This is a genomic window from Pseudomonas arcuscaelestis (genome assembly GCF_016881005.1).
GTDB classification, from domain to species: Bacteria; Pseudomonadota; Gammaproteobacteria; order Pseudomonadales; family Pseudomonadaceae; genus Aquipseudomonas; species Aquipseudomonas arcuscaelestis.
Genome location: NZ_JACOPV010000009.1, coordinates 91,624 through 107,769 on the forward strand (window position 1 = coordinate 91,624; position 16,146 = coordinate 107,769).

General features: G+C 53.3%; 16 protein-coding genes. 15 read left to right on the forward strand and 1 reads right to left on the reverse strand.

Translation table 11 applies throughout. The annotated features are described in order from the left end of the window. The first annotated feature begins 143 nt into the window (after positions 1 to 143). The 5 genes from H8F21_RS15435 to H8F21_RS15455 all read left to right on the forward strand — a co-directional run bounded on the left by H8F21_RS15435 (position 144) and on the right by H8F21_RS15455 (position 4,535). Complete coding sequence (locus H8F21_RS15435) at positions 144 to 1,061, forward strand: hypothetical protein (RefSeq protein WP_203584876.1); 918 nt, start codon at positions 144 to 146, stop codon at positions 1,059 to 1,061. Beyond that, positions 1,051 to 1,962, forward strand: a complete 912-nt coding sequence (locus H8F21_RS15440; RefSeq protein WP_203584877.1) for a hypothetical protein — start codon at positions 1,051 to 1,053, stop codon at positions 1,960 to 1,962. Before H8F21_RS15435 ends, H8F21_RS15440 begins: the two co-directional genes overlap by 11 nt. Before the next feature lie 40 nt (positions 1,963 to 2,002). After that, positions 2,003 to 2,701 carry a SprT family zinc-dependent metalloprotease gene (locus tag H8F21_RS15445; protein WP_203584878.1) on the forward strand — a complete coding sequence of 233 codons (699 nt, stop codon included), beginning with the start codon at positions 2,003 to 2,005 and terminating at the stop codon, positions 2,699 to 2,701. After that, positions 2,665 to 4,071, forward strand: a complete 1,407-nt coding sequence (locus tag H8F21_RS15450; RefSeq protein WP_203584879.1) for a type IV secretion system DNA-binding domain-containing protein — start codon at positions 2,665 to 2,667, stop codon at positions 4,069 to 4,071. Before H8F21_RS15445 ends, H8F21_RS15450 begins: the two co-directional genes overlap by 37 nt. Before the next feature lie 65 nt (positions 4,072 to 4,136). Then, on the forward strand, positions 4,137 to 4,535 hold the full coding sequence (locus H8F21_RS15455; RefSeq protein ID WP_236043053.1) for a hypothetical protein: 399 nt from the start codon (positions 4,137 to 4,139) through the stop codon (positions 4,533 to 4,535). Positions 4,536 to 4,588: 53 nt separating this feature from the next. On the opposite strand, the gene H8F21_RS15460 is transcribed toward H8F21_RS15455, so the two are convergent. Next, entirely contained in the window at positions 4,589 to 6,265 is a 1,677-nt protein-coding gene (locus tag H8F21_RS15460; RefSeq protein ID WP_328824492.1) for an HD domain-containing protein, read from the reverse strand. A gap of 2 nt (positions 6,266 to 6,267) precedes the next feature. Here H8F21_RS15460 and H8F21_RS15465 point away from each other — a divergent pair, with 2 nt between their 5' ends. The 10 genes from H8F21_RS15465 to H8F21_RS15510 all read left to right on the forward strand — a co-directional run bounded on the left by H8F21_RS15465 (position 6,268) and on the right by H8F21_RS15510 (position 16,130). After that, a complete protein-coding gene (locus H8F21_RS15465) occupies positions 6,268 to 7,119 on the forward strand; it encodes a hypothetical protein (protein WP_236043054.1) in 852 nt (283 codons plus the stop codon). Between the two features lie 14 nt (positions 7,120 to 7,133). Beyond that, complete coding sequence (locus H8F21_RS15470) at positions 7,134 to 8,768, forward strand: type II secretion system protein GspD (RefSeq protein ID WP_203584882.1); 1,635 nt, start codon at positions 7,134 to 7,136, stop codon at positions 8,766 to 8,768. Further along, positions 8,768 to 9,694 carry a hypothetical protein gene (locus H8F21_RS15475; RefSeq protein ID WP_203584883.1) on the forward strand — a complete coding sequence of 309 codons (927 nt, stop codon included), beginning with the start codon at positions 8,768 to 8,770 and terminating at the stop codon, positions 9,692 to 9,694. Before H8F21_RS15470 ends, H8F21_RS15475 begins: the two co-directional genes overlap by 1 nt. Positions 9,695 to 9,767: 73 nt before the next feature. Further along, positions 9,768 to 10,190 carry a hypothetical protein gene (locus H8F21_RS15480; RefSeq protein ID WP_203584884.1) on the forward strand — a complete coding sequence of 141 codons (423 nt, stop codon included), beginning with the start codon at positions 9,768 to 9,770 and terminating at the stop codon, positions 10,188 to 10,190. Between the two features lies 1 nt (position 10,191). Continuing rightward, a complete protein-coding gene (locus H8F21_RS15485) occupies positions 10,192 to 10,866 on the forward strand; it encodes a hypothetical protein (protein ID WP_203584885.1) in 675 nt (224 codons plus the stop codon). Positions 10,867 to 10,868: 2 nt separating this feature from the next. Further along, positions 10,869 to 12,656: an ATPase, T2SS/T4P/T4SS family gene (locus H8F21_RS15490; protein ID WP_203584886.1), complete on the forward strand. Its 1,788-nt coding sequence runs from the start codon at positions 10,869 to 10,871 to the stop codon at positions 12,654 to 12,656. A 303-nt stretch (positions 12,657 to 12,959) separates the two neighbouring features. After that, the gene (locus tag H8F21_RS15495) at positions 12,960 to 13,430 is read left to right on the forward strand and encodes a type II secretion system protein (RefSeq protein WP_203584887.1); all 471 of its coding nucleotides are present in this window, start codon (positions 12,960 to 12,962) and stop codon (positions 13,428 to 13,430) included. A gap of 15 nt (positions 13,431 to 13,445) precedes the next feature. Then, a complete protein-coding gene (locus H8F21_RS15500; RefSeq protein ID WP_203584888.1) occupies positions 13,446 to 14,615 on the forward strand; it encodes a type II secretion system F family protein in 1,170 nt (389 codons plus the stop codon). Further along, positions 14,612 to 15,136, forward strand: a complete 525-nt coding sequence (locus tag H8F21_RS15505; protein ID WP_203584889.1) for a prepilin-type N-terminal cleavage/methylation domain-containing protein — start codon at positions 14,612 to 14,614, stop codon at positions 15,134 to 15,136. Before H8F21_RS15500 ends, H8F21_RS15505 begins: the two co-directional genes overlap by 4 nt. Then, on the forward strand, positions 15,120 to 16,130 hold the full coding sequence (locus tag H8F21_RS15510) for a type II secretion system protein (RefSeq protein WP_203584890.1): 1,011 nt from the start codon (positions 15,120 to 15,122) through the stop codon (positions 16,128 to 16,130). The genes H8F21_RS15505 and H8F21_RS15510 overlap by 17 nt, the downstream gene beginning before the upstream one ends. The last annotated feature ends 16 nt before the right edge of the window (positions 16,131 to 16,146 follow it).

Consider the following 16,146-nt stretch of genomic DNA (forward strand, 5'->3'; position numbering starts at 1 on the left):
ACGTGCGTGTACCTGGACACGCTTCGAGGGCCGAGCAATCGGCCCTTCTGCCATCCCTTGCATTTCCCCACCCCATTTTGACTAGCACTATGGTGAGGCCACCGGCAGCATAGGAGGTCGTTTTCATCAGAAGCAGCTAGCCAATGTCTCAGAGAGAGTTTTTCAAGACTATGTGGTCAGAGGACGCCTCCGATCGAGGCCTTGATCTCGACCATTTCACTCTGTCGTACGCCTATGCCCGCGATTGGGTGACTGCAAACATATTCAACTGGATTGTTGATTACTCACACCTCCTGCTGTACCTATCCTTTGCACTATCGATCACTTTGATTTTCAGACGGACACTGACCGCCAAAAGCGGACTCGGTGCGCTTTTTGTCGTCCTTATTTTCTTGAGCCAGGACTTGGATTACCTCCTTGCTAGGACGATCTTCGGCCCAGCAGTGAATCCCCAGTTCCTGAACCTAATCCTCGCCGCCATATCGCTCGCAGGGGTTGGCTCTACGGTCATGTTAAAGCGCTGGCGAACACTCGATAGAATCTTGCTGTTCGGTGCCCAGAGTGCCGTTGTTCTTACGACCCTGCTGTTTCATATGCTCCTGGTCCAGGCCGTCCTGCCTGGCTGGAATTTCAGCATCGCTTGGGGGAATGTCGCAGCTGTCGCCCCGCCGGATGAAATGGCCAAGGTCTGCCGTGAAAATCGTTTGACGTGTTGGCAGGGTGACACCTTCGATCCTGAGGTTTTCAATCGCTACATTCGGCACCAAATTGCTGGTCGGATTGAGATGTTGCGATCAGATCCAACCCCAGAGCTGGGAACCACCTTCGGCTCAGCCAATGACTTGGTCACTGACGGGACGATGGCGGTACTGGTGTACAAGCGAAATGATCATTTTTGGGTCATTGGGGACAGTCGCTACGGTGTACGGGCCCATACCGTTATCCTACGATCGTTCTACATCCTGTGTGGCATTGCTCACTCGGTTTGGCTTTTCGGTGCGTTGAGCCTGATGTGGTTCCATAAACGTCGCTTCACCAGGAGAAAGGCGATTGCTGATTGACTTCGAGTCGGTTCACCAAAGGTACCTTGTAGGATCAAATACCGATGGTGTCTGGCAGTACGAGCCGGTAAACCCAAGAAGCCCCCGCGCCGGCAAACACCTGAGCTCCTACCAGGTTTTCAGCAACGCTGGGCTTGGGGTGGCACTGTACCTACGAAATGACTTCGAGGGAGAGCTAGCAACCAAGGTACATGTAGGGCTCAAGCTGATCTTCAGCAGGAAGGTAAGGGAATCTTTCCTGCTGCAGAAGGATGATCAGAAAATATCGTTGACGCTGGATATGGGCGGCGTACGCGCTCTGTATGCATGGTTAGCAGGCGAGACCCCTGCGTTTACCTACGAGATTGTGCGCCCAGACGCGCCCAAGAAGCAGATCACCGGCTTTGAAACTGACCTCGCGTTTCCCTTGAGTATCCGAGCGAGCGAGTCCGATGCCTTCGGAACCGGGCGCTCGATCACTGTGGGCTTGGCTGACGCGGACATTTTCCATCTGCAGCTCCACTGTCTTGGCCTGGCGAAACTGCTCTATCCCTCGCTTAGCGACACCGCACTCCTCGCACACCTCAAGCCGCGGGTTAGTGCGAAGCAGCAGATCCACGCACCTTTGCAACCACCCAGCGCGAACGATGAGCCCCCACAAGCTCCTGAGGTCGCGCCAGAGCAGCGATACATCTCTGATGCATCGGTAGGCTCTCCAGCGTCGCACGTCGACCCTGAGCGATCCAAGAGGGCTGTCTTTGCTGTAGGGAAGACCAGATGGCCACGCAAAGACATTGCAACCATTGAGCATATTCAACAGGGCCCGGTAGAGGCTATGGACCGTTTTGTGAAGGCTGGTAACGCAGGAGACTTCACTGAGTGGGATCGAATTTACAATCTACTTAACCCCGGTAGCAGGTGATTTAGCGAATTTGGGGCAGTCCATACCCACTATTTGGGGTATGAATACTGAAAATCTGAAGTTCCCATTGATCTACCAGCACAACGCGGAGTTCGCCCGGGAGATTCACGCGGCCAAGGAGGTGAGTCGACTTTTGCAAAAGGTCGACTTCCCTGGCGACGACGTGTGGATCGATCTCAGGTTCGATTATGCGCTGTCCGACCATTCCACCTCCAGCCTCGACGTCATGCTCATACGCGGGCAGCCTCACGGCATCGTGAAGCTAAACCTGCAGGGGCTTTACCTCATGCAGGACTTCGAGGTGATGATTCAGCAGGTCATCCCGCATGAGATTGCGCACATTCTTCACGGTGTGAAAGCGAAGGTTGGTGGGTATGAGATTCAGAAGCCTCACGACGAGGAGTGGGCGGAACTCTTCATAAACCTGATTGGTGGTGTCAACCACGACATTGAACCGTCGGCAAAGGTCCGCGGAGAGTTTGACGATCGGGCAATCCGGTTGAGCAAAAGCGGCATCCTCGTTGAGTGCGAGTGCGGCGATGACGAGTCTCTTGAGGTGCTCGCTGATACGCCGGGCAATTCGGCCAAGCTGCGCAATGAAGAACTCGAGTGCACGTCGTGCAAGTTCCCTTACGTCCGGTTCACCGGCGACACCCTCCCCAAGCGCATCGCCGCTGATCAGCAATTTTTAGAGAAAATCAAATGCATCAAGCTTCAACATTCGCCCCTACAGAGGTAGCTCAGGGCGTGGGGCGCGCTACCGGGCTTACCCACTTCGATGAAATCCACATTGGCGTTGATGCCAAAAACGGTGAGCCAAAAGTATGGTCTTACCCGTCTGTATCCAACTTCAACATCATATTCCTGGGCGGATCGGGTGCAGGTAAAACCCACTCGATTCACCACATGGCTGCGAACGTTTATGTGCGCGGCACAACCTTGCATGTGATCGACATCAAGGGTGACTTCGCGCACTCGAACTTTGAAGCTACGGGCCTGGCTCACATGCTCCACCCAGAGGACTTCAATGAAATCAAATTCAACTACTACGCAGATGGGTGCTCGCTAAACCCGCTGCAGGTGCCGCGGACGGAGGAGGGTGGCGGCGTAGTCCGTACGATCGAGTACGTCAAGGAGCTGGTTAAGGTCTTCAACCCACAAGCCGGTCAGAAGCAACTTAATTACCTGATCTCCATTCTCAAGACGGTCTACTTGAAGGCAGGTATTGACCACGATGATACCGAATCATGGGGCCGGCCTTCCCCAACACTCAAAGACGTGCTGGATGAAATCGATCTGATCTTCAGTGCCCTCACCGGTGGTATGGACACAACCACGGTTGCGGACATCTTTAAAGCGTTCGGCCAGGCACGCTCTCAGGCTGATAAAGACATCCGCAAGATGAAAATGGAGGAGGAGCCAAACTCTGCCATTGAAGAGCGTGTACAAGAAATCCGGGACACCCTCGAGGTTACCCTCAAGGGGCATGTGGCGAAGCTGATCAACTACGGCGCACTGACCAATCGACAAGGCCAGCGTGAAGACTGGGAGCACTGGTCCAAAGAGACCTTGTTCAGTCTCAAAGCAATCATTCAGGGGATGGTTGATAGCCGTCTCTTCACGGGCAATCCATCCAAGCCCCGGGCTGGCAAGATCAACCGATACGACCTTACTGCACTCAGTCCGGCGCACCAGCAGGTCATCATGCGAATCATCGCGAGCCAGGTGTTCGCGATGGGGGTCATGGAGACCAAGCGGAACAATTCCTTCAACCCGAAATACCCTTCTCACATCCTCATCGCGGATGAGGGTAAACACATCAAGGAAATTTCCGCTTCACCAATCAGCCCGTTCAACCGAATTGGTACCGAGGGTCGCGGATATGGTGTTGGCGTGTGGTGCGGCGTACAGCAGCCGGACCAGGTCACGAAGGACCTTCTTAAGAACTTCGCGACGTTCTTCCTGCTGAAGACACCTGATGCGTCCTATCAGGAGATCACCAAGCTCTTCGGCGTGAGGCCTACGCTACTCAAATCACTGCAGCCTAGGGAGAACCTGCTGTTCGGTACCGGCGGCGGATATACCCTCGTTAACCACTTCAGGGGCTGATTATGGTCAGGCGCTTCAGCAGTATTGCCTTAGCGGTCGTCGTGCTTTCGGGGTGCGCGACATCAATGGACGATCTACAGGATCAGAGCCAACTGTCGGGTGCTAGCCAGGCTGTTCAGATGGGACAGTACAGCCAGGCGGAACAGAGGCTTTCTCCATTCGTCTACCGCAACAGTAAGGGCAACCTCAAGGTTAAGTACTTCGGGGTTAGTGGCGAAAACAGGAAGCATGCTATCGATATTGTTGTGTCACTCCTGTGGGAGACCGGCCGGGACGATACGCTGAAGCAGTTCGCCTGTGACTACTTGGAAGGGGCTGAGTACGAAACCACTGTATGCCGTATTGCTGAGCGCCAGGCACAGTACGAGGAGGCGTACCACTGCTGGAATGATATGGGGGAGGTGGACAGGGCCGAAAGGGTCATTCGCACAGAGTCTGCTTTACGGATTCTGGGCACCCCCTGAGGGGTTAATTCCCCGGCATTGCGCCGGGGAAATGTTTTCGCATGCGGAATCTTTTAGCCGGAAGCGCTTGCTGCTGGCTCTTCGTCTTCAGCGTGACTTTTATCCAGGGTTGGCTTCTGAATCTTGACCATCCCGTACATTGTGGTACCCCATTTTGGAACGGTTGTGGGCAGTAATTCAGAAATTCGATCCTTATCGAGAAGTACGCACGCCCTCCAGACCTTTACCCCTACCTTCACGTCAAACATACCCGTTGGACTTTCCAAATCTTTGACCTTGCTCATCAGAAGGCCGAGTGAGTTCAGTGCATCCCTAATGACAGGAACGGATGGGTGCTTGAAATTGCGTGAGTCAACACCGAGTTGCAACTGCCTCAATAGCTCGTTGGGGAGGAACTCACCAATAGACTCAATCACGCCAGACATAGGAATGATCACGTATTCGTAGGCGTCCTTGGTCCAGCCGGCCGCCTGGCCTCCACGGTAACCATTGATGTCTGCTGCGGTCAGAAACTTCTCGATGGCCAGAGCAACTAGAGCGATGGTGTTCGACGCCGCTTGGGCGTTGGCAATCCCTGCAGCTTTTTCTGACTGAATGGTCTTCCCGTCAGCATGTCGGATTGCGCTGATTAGGCGCTCAACTCGCTCCCCTGCGTTGGTTGGGAGAGAGCCTGGGTGATGGTAGTACCGTAGCGCCATCGTGAGCGTGAATTGGTCCTCTTCAGGTAAAGCTTTGAATTCAGGTTGCTGGCGGATTAGGTAGGCACTGAAGGTGTTGTGGTGTGTAGCGTCCTTTCGCTTGACCCATTGACCAGGTTCCTTTTCCTGATAAGCCAGTAACTTATCAACGTCATGAGCGAGCCCTGCTACGCGCGCGAGTGGCTCCTCCCATCCCTTGTGGTGCATGTACTCAGCAATTGCTCTAGAAATGGCCTTGGAGTGATCAGCGAGGGTGGCGTCAGCGTGATGATGCCCAACACTTGCGGGCACTGATGGATGCGCTGCAAGTAGTTCCAGCACCGCTACCTGGAGTTTTTCGACTGGCGTTATAGGAGGTCGTGCTGTCGCTACTGGCTTGCGGTCGCACCTCACAAAGAACTGTTCAAAAGGGTCTTTGTCTTTCACCCCTTCAATGGTGGCACCGGTGCTGGGATCCCGGCTATCCGGGATCATGATCATCATGGACGACCCCGGAATCTCGCAAGGGTAGATACCTGAGACAGCAGGGTCTACTACCTCTACAGCCACATCCTCAGCCTGGCCATTGCGAGGCTTGAAAAACCGGGCAAACCCAATTGTGACTGCCGTGTAGGCAAGTGCTACGTAGAGAAGGGCGTGAGCAATGTTCAATCCGACTGCCACCAGCGTTCCGACGTACCCGCCGTCTGAGATGAACTGGGTAAGGAACCGAGGTTTGAACATGTACCAAACGGGAGCTAGGGCGGCAGCCTGGTAGTTCAGCTCCTCGCCCTTGTCCACAAGGTATGCAGCGTACCCACCGATAACGATCGACAACATGACCAGCATTGGGAACACGGCGGTCTTGGCATTCGAAGCAGATGAAGAACTCATTTTTGGCATTACCAAAAGGGGTGACTCAAAAAGGGTGCCGGTTTTTTTCAAAAAGTTCCAACCAAAACCGCTTTTTTGGAGCAGTGGCTTTCCACTATTACGGATAACAGTCACCTCCAAAGGATTTTGTTGTGAAGCATGCCCTGTCCATTCTGGCACTGATGATCGGCTGCCAAGCGGCTTACGCGTCGAATAGCGCTTTCAACGATAGCGCCCTCGCCCGCAATCAAGCCTTGTCCCCGTTCGATCGGTCCTATGAGGCCGGCCGGGCGCAAAACATCAACCAACCTGTGGATTACCAACAGACTAAGCCCGTCAAGGGCCTCCAGCTTGATCTGTCGGTTGATGATCCTGTGATCTCGGTTCAGGAGACTGAAACCGAGCGCAAGTACCGCCAGACATTGGCCGACCTGGAAGCGAACCAGCAGTCGTTGGTGAGTGCGCGTAAAGAAACTGAGCGCCAACTCGAAGCTGCCAGGGCTACAGCCGAGGCGACCGCGGCCAAACGCCGAGCTGATTTGGTGGCCCAGCAAGCGGAGATTCAGCATGCGCTAGAACTCAATCGCCAGGCACAACACCAAGCCGAGCGTGTGAAGTACGAGCAGGTCGCAGATATCGCCAACATCAAGGCTCAGAGCGATCAACTCCTGATGCTCGCGGAGAACAATGCCGAAGTCATCGAGTCCGCCGCACACAAGCGCGTGATCCTCGAGCGCATTGATCCGACCGTCGTGATGAACGAGCCGGTGACTGCCGAGTACCAGGCAGCAACCATCAAGGAAATCGTCAGCGGAATCATGCCGAGCGGCTGGCGGGTTCAGACGGACTTCAACAGAAAACCTGAGCTCGAAATCCGCCGCTATCAATTCGTTTCCACAGATGCGCGGGATCTGGCTCTACGCCACCTAACTGCATCTGTCCGCGATGCAAAAGTCCGCTACCAATACTTCTGGGATCTGAAGGACCCTGAAGGTAATCCGTCGCCAATGATCCTGCTTACCGATCGCCCATAACCGAAGGCCAGCTAATGAAGCTCAAGCAAATCGCTATTGCACTGACACTGGCCACTGGACTGCTCGGGTGCCAGAACCAGTTCGACATTTCCCCTGAAGTAGAGCACTCGCCGCTGCGACCTGACGCCCAAGAAAAGATGCAGGCTCTTCGCGGTAACACCTATGTCCGCGAGATCAGAACCGAGGATGCGGCAAAACGGAAGCCTGTGTTCCTCACCCAGAAAGGTATTTCCCTGCGTGAGGTACTTTCCGAGACGTTGCCTGGTTACTCGATCATTCCGCGTGGCCAAGTAAACCTGAATGACACTATCGATGTTGCTGCAAGCGGCATGCAAATGTCCGACTTCATCGAGTACATCGAGGGTACCCGGGATCTTGACATCAAGATTGAAGGCAATCGGATCCTCGTCAGCAACTTCGAAACCCGTGAGTGGAATCTCGCCGCTTTTGCCTCGACACGGAACGTAAACAACGTCATCGCCTCAACCCAAACTCGTGGTGCAAAAGCGGGTGATAGTGACGATGACAACCGCGAAACCGGAACATCGACTGGTAACGTGATTGGCTTCTCTTTGTCAGAAGATGAATGGACCAAGATCATGTCGGGGGCTCGGACGATCATCGGCGCGGAAGCCGATAAGGCGGGCGGAATCCGTACAGCCGGTGGGGCCGATAGCACTTCAGTTGGTGGTCGCAGCGGCGGATCGTCCAACATGCAGAGTTCCGGGCTCAACTTCGATGTGCAAGCCCCCGTTGCGATCCCAGGTCTGGGCGACTCGGACGAAACCCCACCGTACATTGAGGGGATCCGCTCTGTTGGTATTGTGACTGCTGGTGGTCGACCTTCGAAAATGAAGGTGCTGGACCGCTACTTCCAGCGTGCGATCGCTGAATCGACCAAAGTAGTCAACGTCCAGGTAGAGGCATACGACGTACTGCTGACTGATGGAAAGCAAAAGGGTGTCGACTGGAACCTGCTGATCAAGGGGACAGTTAACGGCAATCCTCTGGGTCTGAACATCTTCAACACCTCTCCAGCCAGCGACGACCCGTTCTGGAACATCCAGGGCACCTATGAGTCGTCGAATGTTACTGCTTCGGCGCTGGTGAAGTTCCTGGAGCAGTACGGGCGGGTTGAGTTGAAGGACCAGCCGAACATCACTGTTCGTAACGGAGTTCCTGCCCAGATCTATGCAGGTGAAGAACTGACCTACATCGTGGACGTTGAGCAGTCTCAAGACGAAAGCGGGAACGTTACTGTCACTCCGAAGCTGGGCCGCCTGAAGGTTGGTGTGACGCTGAGTGTGACTGTTCGCGTGCTCGAGAATGACCGTCTGCTGGTAGACGTGTGGCCAGTGATCTCGAACCTGAATGAACCAGACACCATCCAAATCGGTGATTTCTCTTTCAACACACCACGAGTGAACCTGAAGGAATTCAGCACCCAACTGATCACTTCTTCTGGTCAGTCGGTGCATCTGGGCGGTCTGATCACGAAGCGAATGAACGAAGCACTTCGCCGACTCCCGTGGCAGAACCTGGTTACCAAGGCGGTCCTGAATCCGCTGACTCAGAGCGTGAACAACAATCTGGAGCGTCGCGAGCTGGTGCTTGTGGTCACCCCAACCTTGGTTGAAGGGGCGTTGTAATGGCCGAACTCCAGCTTGGGATACCGATTACGATTGATGGTGAAGAGGTCATCATCTTTCGTGATGCAATCGGTACCGATGCTCTGGCAACAGGCCGTGAATCTGAAGTGTTCACGGTCATTGAGCAGGTTGCGGCGGACGGTCGTCCGCCGATCTATATCGATGAGAATGAACTAGGCACGCTCCGTGAAAACTTCCCGGGCACGAATGTCTACGGGCTTTGGCAATTACTATTCGCGAACAACCTTGTGCCTTTGGGGCACGAGGTTGTGGTATTCCCAACCAGCGAGGCTGGCGGTGTCTACCTACAGATGGAGCATGGCAGTGATTATGATAATCCTGCCAACATCAAGCGATCTTCTGAGTATATCGACAACTACTCTGCGGACCTCTATGACGCGGATCTGTATTCAGCGCCGCGCATCAAGGTAGATCTATCTGACCTTAAGCTGCCATCAACCCCGGCGTTTACCCGGGTAGAGCTATTTTCGAAGAAACAGCATGAACGTACAAAACGCTGGTATTTGACGATATCGATCTGTCTGGTAATTGCAGTCGCTGTTATTGCATTCAATTACACCATGCACACCGTCTATCGAATGAACATGGCCGAATACACTACCAAGAAACAGCTGAGCAATGATTTGGATGCTCGCGCTGCTGGATTGTTAAAAGAGCGACTGCCGGAAAGACCAAATCACTCTTTGGTCATTGACCGTATCAACAAGGTCCTCGCTTTTGACTCGAAAATTACTACGCCTGAGACAGGGCTGGTAACAGGTTTTACAGCAGAGCATGTCTTCCTTACGCGCAATCATTTCCCGGTTGATTTGACTGCAAAGATCCCGGGAGTAACAGCAGAGCTAACACCTCAAATGGGCTATCTGTTGACCGTCTCACCAGACGCTGAGGGGGTGCCACATTAATCTCTCATTCCTTAAGAAGCCAATTGGCCAGCAGGCTAAAGGTCCGCGCGGGGAACCTTTGTTCACTGGGGCCATGTATATCGCGGTACTGGCAGCAATCGTTATTGGGTTCAAGGTCACCATGACCTTTGGCGAAGGGCGTCAGTTACCGAACGATTACAGCCAGGTTGATCGAGTAAATAGCGCGCTTCAAAACGACATTGACGCGATCAACAAACTTCCAGTTCTACCTAAGCTTGAAAGCTCTTGGCGGATTGCAAGTGCTACATCTGCTATCTACGGGGTGGCATTTAAAGCACTGGACGAGATGACAAAGGGCGAACAAACAAACTCATATTCAGGTCCGCTGCGGAATTGGACAGCTCAGCTTAGCGGTGAGCCTCGCGCGGTACTTGGGGTAGCTAAAAAGATTCAATCTGAGGTTCCGACGTTTTTGTATGACTACACAATCTCAGGCGGAATCATGAAGTTAAACATCACAGTTGTAGGAACCTGAGATGAAGGTCTTTCCGAACGTTGCATTGTCTGCATTAGTGGCCCTTTCATCGGCATGTTTTGCCGATGATTCCGACCAGATCCTCGATCGCCAAAAGACCATGACGAACATGGAATACAAACGCGATCAGTTGAAGCTTCAGGCCGATATGGCTGATGCATACAAGAAGATGTCTGATGCTGGTTTCATCGTTGATGCCGATGGTAATCCTTTGGGCGTTGAAAGCCTCCAGAAACTGGGTGTGGCGGTGAGAAAGCAGGGTAGTAGCCCTGAAGTCAATCCGTTCCAGAACGCAGGCTCCCCGATTGTTCCCAACGCTATGCCCTTCATGCTTGAACAACCCACCATGAGTGGAGCTACCCCGGCGCCACCAAACTCTCCGTTCAGTCAGCAGCGTTCGCCGATGCCGGGCCCACCTGGTTTGAGCAAGCCTGAACCTCAGGAGCAGCCGGCTTCTGATGACGACGAAAAGAAGGTTCTTGCTCTACAGCAAGTCCGCGGCGACTCGGTAACCCTGCGCACCAACGATGGTGATCGTGTTCTTCGAGTTGGCGAGAAGGTTTATGACCTGACGCTTACCCGCTTCACCGTCGATAAAGCGTACCTGAAAGGGCCGAAAGGTACTCAGGTTGTTTCCATTGACTGGACTACCTCCAAACGATATGCGGACGACTGATCATGAGTGATGAACGAGTTAAAGGCGGCGTAGAGATTCAACAGAAGAAGATTCTGAAGCTACTCGTGGCCGATTCAAAGATCACGCTATCCCAGGCACAGTCGCTACCGACTTCTGAAACCATGGAGTCGATAATTCCTGATATCGCGCGGATGGCGAGTAACGAAGACGCTTTGGTTTCCGCTGTTGCTAATGCACTCGGCCGCCCGGCTTTCACCGAGATTGAAGAAGGCCGTAAGGCGCTGCTGCCTGATATCTCGGAGAACTTCTGTGTTTACGATGGCATCGTTTTTCTGACCAACCCCTTGGATCAACGTTCCATTGCACGAGCCCTTAGTTGGGCACGGCAAAAAAAGAGCGAAGGCCTGCTTAAGCAGGATGGTGATTTGCGTATTGGCGTCATCGGTGCAGCCAAACTCGATGGGCTACGCAATACCGATATCGATGACGAGGATGAGATATCCGGGGACGTCGAGGCTGCGAAGCAGCGAGCGGGTAAGCGCATCGACGATATGATCCGAGAAGCTGCTTCTAAGGATGCCACTGACATCCACCTTCAGCCTTCTCAGGGAGATCGTATCCAGGTGCGATTCCGCATTGATGGAGATCTCAGGACTCAAAGAACCTACCCTATAAGCATGCACGATTCGGTGTGTCGGGTGGCAATCGAAACCCTCTGCAACTTGTCGCTTGAGACCGGCACCCCACAGGATGGCAAATTCGGATTTGATCTATCTGGCAACAAGAAGATAAACATCCGCTTGAGCTCTATACCGGTTCAGCGCGGGTCCGATAAAACGCTGAAACTGGTTCTGCGTCTGCTCGGGAATAACACAAAACTGGCAAACCTGGACCATCTAGACCTGTCAGATCGAAATAAGGAAATTTTCCGACGCCTGGGCAATCTGCCAAACGGACTAATCGCTTTGACTGGACCAACCGGCTCCGGAAAAACGACTACTCAAAGTGCAATTCTGCTCGATGCTTATCGGAACAACCCCGATCGTAATTACCACACAATTGAAGAGCCAGTAGAAATCCAGCATGAGGGGATGACGCATACTGAATGCAGTAAGCATTTGTCCTTCGCTGATGCTTTGCGTGCCTTACTGCGACAGGACCCTGACGTTATTTACGTAGGGGAGATGCGTGACAAAGCAACTGCAGACCTTGGCTACAGTGCTGCAATGACCGGTCACCTCGTGCTCACGACCATCCATACGAACAATGCTCACGAGTCGATCGGCCGGCTGGAGCGTATGGATATCCCAGCGGACATCATTGCGGCTAACACCGCTGCTTTCGCCGCGCAGCGGCTTGTCCGGCGGCTGTGCAGCGATTGCAAGGTCTCCTATCGGCTCAAGGATGACCATAAACATGCAGCGCTCTATGGTTCAAACCAGATTTTTGGTGGAACCACAGAAGTCGTTTTGTACAAGGCTAACCCTAAAGGTTGCTCGACCTGTGGACACGAGTCTGGAGGCATGCGCGGCCGTGCCGGCATTGTGGAAATCCTTGAGTTCACCCCCGACATTCAGGAAGCAATCCTCGCTGGCGTAAGCCCGGCCATCCTTCGACGCGAGTCAATTGCCAATGGGACCTTCCTCGACTTGTGGGACGACGGCCTGCGTCTGGTCAAAGCCGGCATCACAAGCTTTCAGGAACTTGAGGCTCGCCTTCGCCCGTACATGACCGATCGCGTGGTCGGAACCAGGCCAGGAAGTGGGGCTGCGATTCAAGCAACGGGCCATGCCTCCGCACCGGGACTTCGTCACCAACCTCAGCTTTGACCATACAAGCCTTGGAGTAGGGTTCGATTACCAGCATGAATTTGGATGTAGTGTTTTGGATAGCGTTCTATGAGCGCATCCAAGACAATCTACACAACAGATACCACCCGCCCTGACGAGCAGGGCGGAAGGGGTCGAGGCTAGAGGCGATATCGTGTTCTCACTATCCCTTGGACCTAGTCACGGCCTCTCTTCTGTCATGAATGACCGCCTCGGCGGTGACGGAAAGATGCATGGAATTTCAGTGTCCGCTTCGGCAGACCTGTACACAAACTAAAGCAAAATCACCGAGGCAACTCAGAGATGAACCGCAAGAATCGAGTATCCACCGCCGCAGCCCTCAAGATGCAAAAGGGCTTCACACTCCTCGAAATCGTGGTCGCGATTGCGATCGTTGCTATGCTCGCTGCCTTTATCTTGCCTGGCCTGATCCAGAACAAGGAAGACGCCAAATACAGCACTGCCTTAACCCAACTCGAGAAGGACTTCCCTTCGGCGATCACTCGCCAGGTGTCCCGCACGCAGACCTGCAGCGCTACGAACATCACCAAGGCCTTGTTGCTTGAGCGTGGTCTGCCGACCAATACGGTGTGGAACTCTCCGTGGACCGTCGCGTCTGTAACCTCGAACCTGGTCACGATCAATTACCCCATTGATTCCACCGATACCAAAACCGCTGCCGACTTGGCAACAGCTTTGACCAGTACCAACAACGTCCAGTCGGCCGTTGCGTCTGGCAACACCTCTATCACCGTCGCATATCGCTGCAACTGATCGGGGGTTGAGAGAATGGCTTACTGGCAGATCAGTTTCATTGGAGAGTCCGGCAGCATTGAGACCTCTTCTTCCATCAAGGCTGAGACTCGTGAGCAAGCCATTCTTCTCTTTGGTCGGCCCCCTAAGTTCATCCAGCAGGTGAAGGTCGATCACCTGGGGGCGGTGAAGGCAGCATTTGAAAAGAAATTCCCCCCAATCGAACAGGTTTTGATTCTGTCTGCTATTGCATCGAAGCTTGCTTCGGGGAAAACCATTGGCAAGGCGATTAAGGAGTCAGTCGACTTCGGTCGCCTGGGCCTGACCTTCGGTGAAATCGATCGTTGTGAAACTCCGAAGGAGTATTTAACCAAGCTCCGCTTTGATGAGACAGCGATTCTCATCGCAGATGCTGGTGATAAAGCGGGCAAGCTTTCTGAATCTTTGTACCGTGCCTCAAAGGCGATTCAGGAACGCATTAATGCCAAGAAGGAGTTTGGGAAGGCAATGCAGCAAGGGTTGCTCTATACCACTCTTGGTGCACTTTTTATGGTTGGCATTCCGCTATGGGCTGGTAGCACCATTAACGACTTCATTGAGGTGCAGCGTATTCCGCTGAAGCTCAACGCACTCAGCAATATGATCATGTTTCTGTTCATGCTCTATACGCAGTACTTCGTATTTCTGATTGCTGGCGTTGCGGGTATCTACGTTTTCCGGGAGAGAATCTGGGAAAACATAAGGACTCTCCCAGTCTTCTCATTCATTAATGAGCGGATGAAAGTTTCGCGTGGACTGGACTTTGTAACGTCCTATCAGCTGCTTCTATCGAGTGGTTTCAACAACCTGCAGAGCTTCCGATTCCTGGCGGCGCGGTCTAAGGGCCTAACCCATCGACTATACCTTCAGGCATCTGAGCGGCTGAACGAGGGACGACAGCTATCTGATGTTTTCGATAACCCTGAGTGGCCGCCAATTGTGCATCAGAACCTTCAGGGCTTTGAAGATCAGGGGCCGCAAGGCCGAGATATGGTTCTCGCCAATCTGAACGAAGCGCTAAAAGCCTATTACCTCGAATATTCTGCTCGTGTTAGCCGGGTGGCATCGATTGTTGGATTCTCTATGATGATTCTAACCATCATGATGTTCGCGGTCGGGTTCTACATGCCGATCGTGAATCTCAATTCCGCGTTGAAGCAGATGTGAGTACTCGGCGTGCCCAGGCGGGCTTCACACTCATTGAGATTATTGTCGCGTTAGCGATTATTGCGTTGCTCTCAGTCGCGCTGTTGCCGCCTTCCTTTGAGCGGGTCACAGAGTCCAAGATTGAAGCGTCGATTGGTCAAGCCCAGTCGATCCTTCAAGTATGTGACATTGCTCGCACGAAAGTGCTGACTACGTCGGTGGATGGTTCAGGTAGGTACAGTCACACCTACGCCAGCATGCCCAACTGGTCTACGACAGCCATGCTGCAGACAAAGCTAGCTAACGATTACAACTTGCCGGCAGACAACGCTTTGGGCTCCAAAATCCTGGTCAAATTCGATGCTGCTCGTTGCTACGTTGCGGTCGACCTACCTTTTCTCCAGGACAATTATGGAGGTTTGGTCACTGAGACAGTTGGTGGCAAGACCAGACTAATCCTGTCTACACGCCCAAGGAATGCTGCATACCCATCTTGGGTCGTTAACCAAAAACGGATGCTTCACGATGAAGAAACGCGCTGACCTCCGCAGTAGCAAAGGCCAGTCCGGCTTTACGCTCATCGAGCTTTCGGTAGTTCTGGCGGTACTTACCCTCATGGCTATGTTTTCCGTTCCCAAGTTTATGGAATCGATCAACGAGAAACGCTCTGGTCTTACCATCCAAGAGACTCAAGCGGTCCTGGATGCCGCCCGAACGTACCGCATGAAAAATGGTGCCTGGCCAGGTGACTCAACCTGCTCTAACGCTAAGTCTGTGCTTGAGGGCACAAACCCACCGATGCTGGCCGGTGTGAACAACAAGAACAAATTTAACTCCGCGATCTCGACTCAATGCACAACGTATACGTTCAGCGTGACTCAGAACATCATCAAGGACTGGGATGGCGACGTAGCAAACGGATTGCCTGCGACAACCATCACCGATAAAGCCAATCACACGATCAGGTCGACCATTGGGGTGCCAGGTACCGAGCCGGCGCTGAGCACCAAGCTAAGTCGTGTTTCCACTGGTAACCCTGAAGACAACAGGATGCGCGCAACCCTTTTACTTGGTGGGCAGTCCATCGCTGAAGGTGGTGACATCCAGCTCTCAAAGGTGAACCCAACAATTAGTGCGCAGAACGGTTCGTTGAACCTTTCGTCAGCATCACAGGACGTAAGCATCGCTGCTGGCAACATGCTAACTGCCGATGACATCAGGATTCGGACACGAAACAACGCTTTGTTGTCAGATCTGCTGCCGAACTACGTGCAGAAGGGTACCTATCTTGTCAGGCACGGCTGGGGCGTTATAAAGCCTACATGCTCAAATGGCGGGATCCCTAAAGCATCGTTACGGCCAGGCATGATGTCCGGTGGTTACAACCCTGGCGTTACAGGCAGCGGCATTTTTGGTTTTGTTTATCGGTTGATCGACAACGGCAAAATGTGGATTGTTCAGACCGACATCTGGGGTACCGCAGAAGAGCGCAACAAGCTTGATTCCCTGGTAGATGTGTATTGCTACTACCCCTAACGCTCCGAAAGGGGCG